We start from the raw sequence: 12,123 nt of genomic DNA, 5'->3' as shown, positions 1-12,123 counted from the left end.
ATCAGTCTGTCTTCATACTTTCAAGTTTCAGTTTTTTAACAGAAAATGGTCCAAAAAGTAAATCTAGTAGTCGCTTTTTGGCATTTTTTATTTGGGGAATATGTATCTATATCTAATGTGGTTGCTTATTTGGAGAAAAAATAATTAGCATAATAGAATATGATTTTAAATATGATTTTTCTACATTAAAACGTTTATTATTATCTGGGTGTTAGCATTATTTTTGTATTAAATCCATTCCCATTTTAAAAATTTGTAGTTAATTGGTAGACAGAAATAATGAAATGTTTAGTTATATAATGACAATTGACTATTTATTAAATAAATGTAAAAATTAGGGCTGTATTTATAATTTTAAGCTTTGGTTAAGTTAGGAGCGTATGAAGAAAGTGCCTGTTAAAAAGAATTTGCATAATCATAGAAAACATAATCAATATAAATTCAAAAAAATATTTTGGTTGTTTCTATTATTGTTATTGATTTTAGGGGTAGGTGTTGCTGGAATTGCCTATCGTAATATTTATAGGGCAACCACTATTGTTTACAAAAAAGCGAATGCTCATAAAGAACGAAACGCTGGCAAGTTAATTGATAATAAACGCCCTATTTCTATTTTACTTTTAGGAACTGATACAGGCGCTCTTGGTCGCACGTATAAGGGGAGAACTGATACGATGATTATTATGTCAATTAATCCTCAAAAACAGAAAACTGTTATGATGAGTTTGCCACGCGACATGAAAGTTAATTTATCTGGGTATTCGGAGTATTCTCCCGCTAAAATTAATGCTGCTTACACTTATGGTGGTACTAAAGAATCTATCGATACGGTTCAGAAATATTTAAAAGTCCCGATTGATTACTATGTTTTAGTTAATATGGGAGGGCTAAAAAAAGCTATCAACCAAGTTGGCGGAGTTACTGTAGTTTCACCACTTACTTTTACATATTTAGGAGACCATTTTGTTAAGGGAAAGAAGTATCATTTATACGGGAATGATGCATTAAAGTTTTCCCGTATGCGGTACAGTGATCCACAAGGTGATTATGGACGACAATTACGTCAACGGTTGATTTTAACAGGCCTATTAAAAAAATCGTTTTCGTATAGGACTTTCCTGTCTAGCAGTTTTTTAAAAACAATTTCTAACCAAGCTCAAACTGATTTGAATCGTTCTCAAATGTTTGGTTTATCAATAAACTATCGTAAAGCTGGTAACCATGTTGTTTCTGATCATGTTCAAGGAGTAGGTAAGGAAATTGGTGGCCAAGATTTTGAAGTGGTTTCAAAATCTGAATTGATAAAATCATCAAATATTATTCGAAATAATTTAGGATTGACGCGTTATTAATTCTATATATAAATTTTTTGGAGGACAGCATGGAAAATTATTTGGACCTTCGCCAAATATTAGGGATTATTCGTAAACATATTATCTTTATCATAATTAGTTTTATCCTTTGTTTAATTATTGCTGTTGGTTTAGAGAAGTTTGTTATTACACCCCAGTTTACTTCGACTGCTCAAATTTTGGTTAATCAAAAAAAAGATACTTCAGTTCCAGGGGCAGCTTTTCAGGATCAGCAAGCCGATGTTCAAATGATCAGTACTTATAAGGATATCATTACAAACCAATTGGTTTTGAAAACAGCTAGTGAGCGATTAGCTAATCCTGTCAAAGTAATTCGTTCAGCACGAAAGGCTCGATACCATGTTTCAGCAAATGGTCATCGTCACTTAATTAAAGCATCACGGCCAGCTGTTGTTAAATCAACAGGGACTCCTTATGATGTGAGCGTTAAACAATTACAGGGAGCTATTTCTGTTACTAATCAACAAAACTCACAAGTTTTTGCTTTAAATGTGAAGAGTGATGATCCACAAAAATCAGCTGCAATCGCTAATACAGTTGCAAAGGTTTTTAAGCAAAAGATTCGTCGAATTATGAGTATTAATAATGTCACCATTGTTTCTGAAGCAACACCTGCAAAGCAGAAGTCGTTTCCTAAAACTTCAATAGTGTTGCTAGCTGGGGCGGTAATTGGTTTACTGCTTGGGCTGGGTTATGCGTTTATTAGAGAAATAACAGATACCACGATTAAAGACGATGAATTTTTAACTAATGAGTTAAAATTAACTAATCTAGGTCACATAGCAGAAATTCGTAAGATACACGGCTCACATTTGGCTAATAAACGTCATGAAGAGCATCTCAAGCCGAATCATCGAAGAGTTTAAATTTTAATTATGTAGGAGAAAATTATGAATATTTTTCATCGTAAAGAAAAGAAACTTTCCACCGATACTTTAAAAAACGGCGTGAAATTAATTACTGATGTTAATCCTAAAGACGTTGTTTCCGAACAATTTCGTACAGTTAGAACAAACATTAATTTTTCTGCAGTTAATCAGAAGTTGAAAACAATTATTTTTACTTCTTCGGCAGTTAGCGAGGGAAAATCAACTGTTTCCGCTAACTTGGCGGTCATTTGGGCTCAGCAAGGGCAGAAGACTCTATTTATTGATTCAGACTTGCGGCGTCCAACTTTACATACGACATTTGGTTTATTAAATACCAGTGGCCTATCCACGGCTTTATCCACTGATATAGATTTCAATTCAGTAGTGCAAAAAACGGAGATTGATAATTTATCTGTGATCACTAGTGGTCCCATTCCACCTAATCCATCAGACCTGTTGGCTTCTAATCGGATGAAAGAATTAATTTCTTATTTTAAGAAAATCTATGATGTGATTATTTTAGATGTTCCGCCACTACTATCAGTTACTGATACGCAAATTATTGCAGCTCAGGCTGATGGGGTAGTGCTGGTAGTGCGCCAAGGATTAGCACAAAAATTGGCTATAAAGCGCTCAATTGAGCTCTTAAAAATGGTTAAAGCCAATTTATTAGGTTATGTATTAAATGACGTTGCACCTAAGAATGGGTACGGTTATGGCTATGGGTACGGCTATGGGTACGGCTATGATAATAAGGGGAAATAGTTACCAAGGGATATGATATAAAATGATTGATTTGCATTGTCACTTGCTCCCAGGGGTGGATGATGGGTCTAAAAGTATGGATATTTCCTTAAAGTTAGCTACTGATGCAGTAAAAGATGGTATTGATTATGCTCTATTAACGCCCCATCATATGAATGGCGTTTATCTTAATCACAAAAGGGCAGTTATTCAGCAAACACAAGAGTTTCAAATGGAGCTTGATAGACACAAAATTCCACTCAAAGTTTTCCCTGGGCAAGAAGTTAGAATAAATGGCGATTTATTAACTGCTCTTGATCAGGATGATATTTTATTTGCTGATGAGAGTGGACGATACTTAATGTTAGAATTTCCTGATGATGATGTTCCAAGCTATACCAGTAACATGGTTTATGAACTCATGCAACGAGGAATTATACCAATTATTGTTCACCCTGAACGTAATACTAGAATCATGAAGCGACCAGACATTTTATATGAATTACTAAGTAGAGGTTGTCTTTCTCAAATAACGGCTGGGAGTTATGTGGGAGCTTTTGGTCACAAAGTTCAAAAATTTAGTAAACAATTAATTCAGGCTGGGCAAGCATATGTTTTTGCTTCAGATGCCCACAATTTACCTAATCGTAAATATGAAATGACCAAGGCTTTTGCGAAATTAAATCGTGAATTTGGCAACGATTATGTATCCCGATTAAGTGAAAATGCAAAAAGAATAATCAATGGTGATAATATTTTATCCAATAATTTTTCTAAAATAAAGGTACATTTATTTCATTTGTTTTGAAAGAAGATGAAGATAATTTATGCAAACAGAGGGGCATGGTAGAGGAAACTATCATTCATTGGCAAGCAGTAACACAATAAGCAAAGATCAGATTAAAAAAAGGATCTTTTATCATTTCTTTAAGAGATTTTTTGATGAACTACTAAGCATAAGTGCTATTATTCTATTAATTCCGGTGTTTGTTGTTACGAGTATTTTAATCAAAATTGAGGATCCTCATGGACCTATATTCTATTCTCAAATTAGGATTGGGAAAAATAATCGGCCTTTTAAAATGTACAAATTTAGATCAATGGTTATCAACGCTGATGAAAGACTAAAAACGTTATTGGATCAAAATGATGTTGAAGGTGCCATGTTTAAAATGAAATCTGATCCAAGGGTTACTAAAGTTGGCCGAATTATTCGTAAATATAGTATTGATGAACTACCTCAGCTTATAAATGTAGTTAAGGGAGATATGTCTTTGGTAGGCCCAAGACCACCTTTAAGACGGGAAGTAAAGGAATATACCGAATATGATAAGCAAAGATTATTGGTTATCCCTGGATGCACAGGGCTCTGGCAAGTAGGAGAGAGGAATAATGTTGGCTTTCATGAGATGGTAGAATTGGATCTTAAGTATATACGTGAGGCAGGAATACTATTGGATTTTTACATTTTAATAAGGACAATTATAATTATGATTCGTCCTAATAACGCTTACTAATAAAGGGGGAGATGAATAACGTTGGAAACTAAGATATTGGTAGCGGCTCACAAAAAATTTCAGATGCCGCGAAATCAAAAATTATATTTTCCCATATTAGTCGGAGCAATTTATAATTACAAGCAGGGAATTAATTATCAACGTGATGATGAGGGCGTCAATATTTCTAATAAAAATCCTAGTTATAGTGAGTTAACTGCTATCTATTGGGCTTGGAAAAATCTAAAGAACATTGATGCTGTAGGATTAGTCCATTATAGAAGATACTTTATCAGAAAATGGCATTTCAGTAATCTTAATAACGTAATTGATGAGAAAAATGTTGAAAAGTTATTATCGAAATATGATGTTATTTTACCTAGGAAGCGCCATTATTACATTGAGACAATTTACTCTCATTATGTTCATTCTCACCATAAAGAACCCTTGGATGCAACTCGCAAAACAATTATTAAGCTTTATCCATCTTATCTTTCATCATTTGATAAAGTTATGTCTAGAAGAAGCGCTCATATGTTTAACATGTTTATTATGAAAAAAGATTATTTTGATGAATATTGTGAGTGGTTATTTAATATTTTGGGAGACGTTGAAAATTCTATTGATATTAATGGTTATTCTGAACAAGAAAAGCGAGTATTTGGATACTTATCCGAAATGTTAATGGATGTTTGGATAGATGATAATAATATTCATTTCATTGAAAACAAATGGGGAATGATTGGTAATCAGCACCTTATTAAGAGAATATTTTATTTTTTTCTGAGAAAATTTAAAATTGGGCACGCCAAAACACATTTTTAAATTCCTTATTGAATTTAAAATTTTAGTTTAACTGGAGGTAAAACATATGATTAAAGAAAAAATCAAAACAAATAATTTTTTAGGTAGGATTTATTTATTAATCGCCTCAATTGGTTATTATATTTTAAGTATGTTAATTCCAGTTGACAAAAAGTTAATGTTATTTTGTAGTTTTTCTGGTAGGAAATTTAATGATAGTCCAAGGGTCATTTATAATGAAATTAGTAGGGACAATTCTTTTGCAAATTATAAATTAATTTGGGTTATTAATAACCCAAATATCGCACCATCTATAAAGTCTGTTAAAATGGGCAGCTTAAAATATTATTGGTCATTATTTAGGGCAAGATACTGGGTTTCAAATGCAAGTATTGAGCGTTTGATTCCACTCAAAACAAAGAAACATATTTATATAAATACATGGCATGGGATTCCACTAAAAAGATTGGGTATTGATCAAGCTCATTTAGGATTTATTGTAGAAAATTGGTATCAAAAAGTATCGTTTAGTGTCTTGACTTGTTGTAGTGAATATGACGCTAAAATTTTTAAACATATTTTTCCTAATACTGCCAATATTCAAATTGTTAATTTGCCAAGAAATTTACCACTGCTTAAGAAAGATTTATTCAAAGAAGATATTTTTAAAAAATTAGGTATTATTCATGATAGGAAAATTATTCTTTATGCCCCAACCTTCAGAGACTATTCTGATAATAAATTACCTAAAATGGTTATTGATTTATTGGATGATCTTTCAAAAAAATATGTGGTATTAGTAAGGGCACATTACTTCTCTCAACTTTCATTCCCCTCAAATGTTATTGATGTTTCTAAATATTCTGATGTTAATGAGTTGATGATTATTTCAGATGCTCTGATTACAGATTATTCAAGTATTCTTTTTGATTATGCTATATTAACAAAACCAATTTTTTTGTTTGTTTATGATTTGGAAAAATATTTACAATATCGTGGCTTTTACAAAATGCCATTGTCTCTTTCTTTACCATATTCCCTTGATAAAGATTCATTAGAGAATTTATTAAGAAATATGGATAATTATAATTATAAACCTATCAAGCAGATCAATTCTAAATATCAACAGGATAATACATCTGTTGCATATATAAAGAATTTTATTAAAAAAGATGACTTTTCACGTAATTGATGAATACAGAGGGTGAAATTTAGAATGTCCATGTTAAAAAAGGGAACAAAATATAGTATAGCATCTTTAAAAAATATGAAAAAGATGGGAATCCGTTTTGTATTTTACCAGACTTCAGCTAAATTTTTACCACATTTGCTTCCCCAGAAATTAAAATTTATTAGTGAAAAAATTTCTCAAAAAAACTATGCTAATATTTCTAATTATTTAACAGCTAACTATTCTTACATAATAAGTAAGTACAAAAAGTTGGCATTTAATTCAAGACCATATGTGAAAAGTGGTCAAGCATTAGATAACATTTGGATTATTTGGTTACAGGGAATGAAAAATGCACCAACTCTTGTAAAAAAATGTATTGCATCTGTTTACAAAAATAATAAGACTAAAATGATTCATGTTTTAACTGAGAAAAATCTGTCTAATTATATAGAAATTCCACGTTATATATTAGAAAAATATGAGGCAAATATTATTGGACCAGCCAATTTTTCGGATATTTGTAGATCTATGCTACTCTCGAAATATGGTGGTATTTGGATTGATGCTACAATTTTTTGTACAAGAAAGATTCCTGATGAAATTACAAAGTCGTATTTTTTTTCAATTAAAAGAAAGCCACAGAGATACTCAATGAGCATTGCAAATTCTAGATGGCACACTTTCTTTATGTTAAGTCAACCTAATTCCCTGTTGTTTTGTTATATTCGTGATTTTTTGTTGGAATACTGGAAAAAGGAGAATAAAGCAATAGATTATTTGCTAATAGACTATATCATTGAAGTGGGAATATCTCAAATACCGGAGATAGAGGAGATCATTAGGAATGTTGAATACAGCAATAAAAATATTTTTTATTTGGAAAAAAATTTTAATCAAAAATTAGACTCGAAAATTATAAACCATCTTTTTCTTGATAATACATTTTTATATAAATTATCTAATAGAGACAAGCATCATACGAGAACATGGTTAGGGGAAGCTACTGTCTACAAATTTTTCTTAGACCATCTCTAACTGACATTTTAATAATGTAAAACTATAGTAATCCAATATGATTGTACAATCATTGATTAACGAGGAATTGTTTATGAAAAAGAATATTTTTGTTGTTGTCAGAAGTTTGGTTAAACAGGGAGGATTATCTAAGTATGTAATAGATCTATACACAAGAATGAACCAGGAAAACCACAATTTTAATATTCATTTTGTTTTACAGAATAGTCAAAATGATTATGGGCGTTTTCTTTATGATCAGGGCATTATGGTACATTATATTACTCCTCTGCAACAAGCACCATTGAAATATTTTAGAGATTGGGACTCTTTGTTTCATATATATAAAATTGATGTTATTCATTTTCATGTTGATAATTTGGTCCTATTCTATCCAATTAAGAAAGCCCAAAAAGAAAGGATACCAATGATTATTGTTCAATCACATAATGCATGTAATGAAGCTGTTAATAATAGTAAAGTGAAAATGTTTTTACACAATTATGCAAAGAAAAGAATTAATAACTGGACTGGTAATTTATATGCAGTTTCTAAAGAGGCAGCAATTTGGTTGTATGGCAAAAATTTATTAAATAAAGTGAAGCTTATAAAAAATCCTGTTGATACAAGTCTCTTTTCTTATTCACAACAAGTAAAAGAGAAATATAAGAATAAGTTTAATTTAAAGGACAAGATAGTATATGGTCACGTAGGTAGATTTGTAAATCAGAAGAATCATGAATTTCTAATTGATGTTTTTAAAAAAATTTTGAAAAGGCAACCTAATGCTGAACTAGTTTTAGTAGGCAACGGTCCCTTACAAAATAAAATAAAAAATTATGTTTACAAGAATAAAATTTCAGAGCATGTATTATTTTTAGGAAGAAGGGAGGATGTCCCTTCACTAATGAGTTTGTTTAACTGCATGATTTTCCCATCTTTATACGAGGGATTTCCGTTGGTATTAGTTGAAGCACAATCAACAGGACTACCTATTGTTTGTTCAGATTCAATTTCATCTAATATAAAGATATTACTTACAACACATCAATTATCATTAAAAACAGATAAAGAAGAATGGGCTAATCTAGCTATAGAAAGTAGCAAAGTTACAGATACACAGCGTAGCTTGGCTAGAAAAAAATTAATTGATGTAGGTTATGATTATGAAACTCAAGTTAAAAAAATGGCGTATGTTTATTCATGCAAAGGTCACAAATGAATAATTCACTTAATTGAATGTCTCCAATAAGAAGGTCAAGGTAGGGAAATTGGTTCTAAATATCATATGGAGGTAAAATCATTAGATTAAATCAAGAATTTTATTTTAGAGGATAAAGCTTATTAAATGGTTGAAATAATAATTAATGGGGTTAAGCTAATATGGAGAATATATCTGTTGATTGTGTAGTAGTAACCTATAATAAAATTAAGTTACTTAAAGAATGCTTAGGTGCATTATTAGCACAGGATTTTCAATTGAAAAATATAATTATTATTGATAATAATTCAACGGATGATACATACACATTCGTAAAAGAACTGAAAAAATCTAGTAATAGTGGTATTAAATTAAAGCTAGTTCATCTGAATAAGAATTTAGGAGGAGCTGGCGGTTTTAACGTAGGAATTAGAACCTTTATAGAGCAAAGTGATTCGGAATATGTCTGGGTTATGGATGATGATACGGTACCGCTTAAAAATAGTTTATCAGAGCTAGTTAAAGTTATAAGGACTAAGAGAAAATTTGGATTCTTAGCAAGCAATGATAGATGGATAGATGGTAAAGCTGCCGTTATGAATGTTCCTAGGCCGACTAAATGTTGGAATGAGGATGTAAATAATCATCTTATTAGAATAAAAAGTGCCTCCTTTGTTTCTTTATTATTACCTCGCAAAGTAATAAAAATTATTGGATTGCCAATCTCAGATTTCTTTATTTGGGGTGATGATGTTGAATATACAACAAGAATTTTTCGTAATGGATTTAATAATTTCTTAGTACCAACTTCCTGCGTAATTCATAAAATAAAAAATAATATTGGAACTAATATTATAGAGGAAAAAGATAAAGAAAGGATTAAAAGATATTATTTTGCAAATAGAAACGCACTATATTGTAAAAGAAAATATGAAGGAAGAAAGGGATACCTTTTAGAATTGGTACGACAAATATATGTATTGGTTAAAATAATTTTTAAAAGCCATAATAATACATTCACTAAATTTAAGGCTTCCTTCAGAGGAACTTGTTCAGGAGTTTTTTTTAATCCTAAAGTAGAAATGTTTAAGCGCTATCATTAGTTTAAAACCGTCATAAATAAGTTGTTTTAATATTTTTTGAAAATCTTTTGAACCTAATTCAAAAATTACGATTATTTTTTACCTTATGTTGTATAAATAAATTTTTTAAATGCGTTGGGATTTATTTTAATTCTAATTTTTTGAACTAAAACGTGGTGTTACCTGCGAATTATTATTTAGAATAGAAAGGAAAATTATGGTCATAAAATTACATGAAGGTTATCTATATAAGTTTATTAATGCTTTGATTGCTTTTTTTTTATTTTTAACGGCCAATACTGTCTATTGGCATAATTATAACTTTCGGAATAAAATATTTGGCTGTTTTATAATAATTTGCTTGGTAGCAATTTTTTATAGTTTCATGTGTTTATCCTTCTATAAAAGGTTTTCTTTAAAGTATGTTTTATTTTGTTTAGGTTATTTTGGATTTGCCTTCTTATTGTTCTTAAAAAACTATTATGATGGATATAGTTCAAATTTATTAATTGTTGTTTATATGCTATTCCCGATTACCATATTTACATGGATATATTTACAATTTTGTATAGGAGGTGGGAATGACTTATTATTAGTATTTAAAAATATTGTCATTCTTTTTGCATTATTATCTTTATTTATTTACTTCCTAGTGTTTTTCTTTCACATTAGCCCGAGCTTTTTCCTGACAATAGATTGGGGAAGCCAAATAAATGTTCCTGGATATATGGGTCTCTTTTTCAATACACAAAATACAGTATCCTTTTTGGGGCTAAAATTACTTAGAAATTCAGGAATTTTTACAGAAGCCCCAATGCATTCTTTTGTTTTAACATTAGCTCTTTTGATTGTTTTGTTTATTGAGAAACCAACTAAGATAAAAAAAACAATATTTTTTGAAATTTTAATTTTAGCAATAACCTTGGTTACAACCACGTCTACAACAGGACTTTTTATTTGCATTCTTGCGTTTTATTTTTATTTTTACCATCATTTATCACATTATTTAAGATTGATTTTAGGCCTTCTCTTACCTGTTGTTATCATTGTATTGATCAATTTATTAATTTCTAAGTATCAAACGGGATATGGATCATTTTCTGTTAGATTAAATGATATGAAAGCAGGTTATGATGCATGGATTAATCATCCATTCTTGGGAAATGGATGGACAAATGAACAAGCTATTCAGCAATATATGTTGGGAAGTAGACTCTTTTTTTATGGTAATTCAGGTTTATCAAGTGGTTTTTTTGCCTCATTAGCTTTAACAGGAGGTATTCAAACAATCATTTTATTTGCACTGCCTTATGTGCTTTATAGTTTTAAAAGTAAAAAGTACGCATTTCCCATTTTATTATTTATCTTATTAATTAATACTATTGTAAATAGCACTTTTATAATGATTACAATTAGCATGTATATGTATGCTTCGTTTTTCTTTGATAATGGGGCAAATACAATACCTATTGAAATGAATAAACATCAATTAATATAGAAGGGAACATTCTAAATGAATTATTTGATTGTCGGCTCTGGTTTATTTGGATCAACATTTGCTTATGAGGCAGCCAAACGTAAAAATCACATTACTGTTATTGAAAAAAGAAATCATGTGGGTGGAAATATTTATACTAGAAACATTGATGGTATCCAAGTTCATCAATATGGTGCTCATATTTTTCATACAAAGAATAAAAAAATATGGAATTATATTAATCAATTTGCTGATTTTAATCGTTACACTAATAGTCCGATTGCAAATTATCACGGGGAAATCTATAACCTTCCTTTCAACATGAACACTTTTCATCAAATGTGGGGGGTAGTGACTCCTCAGCAAGCTTTAGCCGAAATTAATAGACAACGGAGCGAAATGGACGGGAAGACGCCCCAAAATTTGGAGGAACAAGCAATTTCATTAGTTGGTCGAGATGTCTATGAAAAATTGATCAAAGAATATACTGAGAAGCAATGGGGTAGAAGAGCCACAGATTTACCCGCCTTTATTATTCGACGAATTCCAGTTAGATTAACATATAATAATAATTATTTTAACGATCCTTATCAAGGAATTCCAATAGGTGGATATACTCAAATTATTGAAAAGATGCTTGATAATATCAATATTAAAGTTAAAACTAATACAGACTTTTTTGATAGAAAGGGTTATTACATAAAGACCTACGATAAAATTATTTTTACTGGAATGATTGATCAATTTTTCGATTATCAATTAGGTGCGTTAGAGTATCGAAGCTTAAAATTTGAAACCCAAGAATTGAACATCGATAATTATCAGGGGAATGCTGTGGTGAACTATACTGATTCGCAAGTGTGGCCGTCAAGTTCAACTGATCCAATTT

General features: G+C 30.4%; 12 protein-coding genes. All 12 read left to right on the top strand.

Annotated features, from left to right (window positions below; genetic code table 11):
* Window positions 1-380 precede the first annotated feature (380 nt).
* Window positions 381-1,352: an LCP family protein gene (locus tag FD47_RS12140; RefSeq protein ID WP_003561311.1), complete on the top strand. Its 972-nt coding sequence runs from the start codon at window positions 381-383 to the stop codon at window positions 1,350-1,352.
* Between the two features lie 29 nt (window positions 1,353-1,381).
* The gene (locus FD47_RS12135; RefSeq protein WP_054736539.1) at window positions 1,382-2,239 is read left to right on the top strand and encodes a YveK family protein; all 858 of its coding nucleotides are present in this window, start codon (window positions 1,382-1,384) and stop codon (window positions 2,237-2,239) included.
* A 24-nt stretch (window positions 2,240-2,263) separates the two neighbouring features.
* Window positions 2,264-3,007, top strand: a complete 744-nt coding sequence (locus FD47_RS12130) for a CpsD/CapB family tyrosine-protein kinase (protein WP_054736536.1) — start codon at window positions 2,264-2,266, stop codon at window positions 3,005-3,007.
* A 22-nt stretch (window positions 3,008-3,029) separates the two neighbouring features.
* Window positions 3,030-3,794 carry a tyrosine-protein phosphatase gene (locus FD47_RS12125; RefSeq protein ID WP_054736535.1) on the top strand — a complete coding sequence of 255 codons (765 nt, stop codon included), beginning with the start codon at window positions 3,030-3,032 and terminating at the stop codon, window positions 3,792-3,794.
* Window positions 3,795-3,813: 19 nt separating this feature from the next.
* A complete protein-coding gene (locus FD47_RS12120; RefSeq protein ID WP_082402678.1) occupies window positions 3,814-4,503 on the top strand; it encodes a sugar transferase in 690 nt (229 codons plus the stop codon).
* A 21-nt stretch (window positions 4,504-4,524) separates the two neighbouring features.
* The gene (locus FD47_RS12115) at window positions 4,525-5,307 is read left to right on the top strand and encodes a DUF4422 domain-containing protein (protein WP_056980737.1); all 783 of its coding nucleotides are present in this window, start codon (window positions 4,525-4,527) and stop codon (window positions 5,305-5,307) included.
* Between the two features lie 46 nt (window positions 5,308-5,353).
* Window positions 5,354-6,478 carry a CDP-glycerol glycerophosphotransferase family protein gene (locus tag FD47_RS12110; protein ID WP_056980736.1) on the top strand — a complete coding sequence of 375 codons (1,125 nt, stop codon included), beginning with the start codon at window positions 5,354-5,356 and terminating at the stop codon, window positions 6,476-6,478.
* Window positions 6,479-6,502: 24 nt separating this feature from the next.
* Window positions 6,503-7,495, top strand: coding sequence for a capsular polysaccharide synthesis protein (locus FD47_RS12105; protein ID WP_054736446.1), 993 nt, complete (start codon window positions 6,503-6,505; stop codon window positions 7,493-7,495).
* 73 nt (window positions 7,496-7,568) lie between these two features.
* Window positions 7,569-8,696: a glycosyltransferase gene (locus FD47_RS12100; RefSeq protein ID WP_054736447.1), complete on the top strand. Its 1,128-nt coding sequence runs from the start codon at window positions 7,569-7,571 to the stop codon at window positions 8,694-8,696.
* 161 nt (window positions 8,697-8,857) lie between these two features.
* Complete coding sequence (locus tag FD47_RS12095) at window positions 8,858-9,778, top strand: glycosyltransferase family 2 protein (protein ID WP_054736448.1); 921 nt, start codon at window positions 8,858-8,860, stop codon at window positions 9,776-9,778.
* Between the two features lie 196 nt (window positions 9,779-9,974).
* Window positions 9,975-11,255 (top strand): hypothetical protein, encoded by a 1,281-nt coding sequence (locus FD47_RS12090; RefSeq protein ID WP_056980735.1) that lies wholly within the window; start codon window positions 9,975-9,977, stop codon window positions 11,253-11,255.
* A gap of 15 nt (window positions 11,256-11,270) precedes the next feature.
* Window positions 11,271-12,123 (top strand): UDP-galactopyranose mutase (glf, locus tag FD47_RS12085; RefSeq protein ID WP_056980734.1); only part of this gene is annotated, 853 nt, incomplete at its 3' end.

It is taken from the genome of Lentilactobacillus parafarraginis DSM 18390 = JCM 14109, assembly GCF_001435895.1.
Lineage (GTDB): Bacteria > Bacillota > Bacilli > Lactobacillales > Lactobacillaceae > Lentilactobacillus > Lentilactobacillus parafarraginis.
This window is presented reverse-complemented; position numbering and strand designations above follow the sequence as displayed.

What these genes read in the sequence shown, in the direction of transcription:
- FD47_RS12135 (WP_054736539.1), top strand. Translation starts at nt 1,382, where the DNA reads ATGGAAAATTATTTGGACCTTCGCCAAATATTAGGGATTATTCGTAAA.
- FD47_RS12140 (WP_003561311.1), top strand. Translation starts at nt 381, where the DNA reads ATGAAGAAAGTGCCTGTTAAAAAGAATTTGCATAATCATAGAAAACAT.
- FD47_RS12120 (WP_082402678.1), top strand. Translation starts at nt 3,814, where the DNA reads ATGCAAACAGAGGGGCATGGTAGAGGAAACTATCATTCATTGGCAAGC.
- FD47_RS12130 (WP_054736536.1), top strand. Translation starts at nt 2,264, where the DNA reads ATGAATATTTTTCATCGTAAAGAAAAGAAACTTTCCACCGATACTTTA.
- FD47_RS12110 (WP_056980736.1), top strand. Translation starts at nt 5,354, where the DNA reads ATGATTAAAGAAAAAATCAAAACAAATAATTTTTTAGGTAGGATTTAT.
- FD47_RS12090 (WP_056980735.1), top strand. Translation starts at nt 9,975, where the DNA reads ATGGTCATAAAATTACATGAAGGTTATCTATATAAGTTTATTAATGCT.
- FD47_RS12105 (WP_054736446.1), top strand. Translation starts at nt 6,503, where the DNA reads ATGTCCATGTTAAAAAAGGGAACAAAATATAGTATAGCATCTTTAAAA.
- FD47_RS12125 (WP_054736535.1), top strand. Translation starts at nt 3,030, where the DNA reads ATGATTGATTTGCATTGTCACTTGCTCCCAGGGGTGGATGATGGGTCT.
- FD47_RS12095 (WP_054736448.1), top strand. Translation starts at nt 8,858, where the DNA reads ATGGAGAATATATCTGTTGATTGTGTAGTAGTAACCTATAATAAAATT.
- FD47_RS12100 (WP_054736447.1), top strand. Translation starts at nt 7,569, where the DNA reads ATGAAAAAGAATATTTTTGTTGTTGTCAGAAGTTTGGTTAAACAGGGA.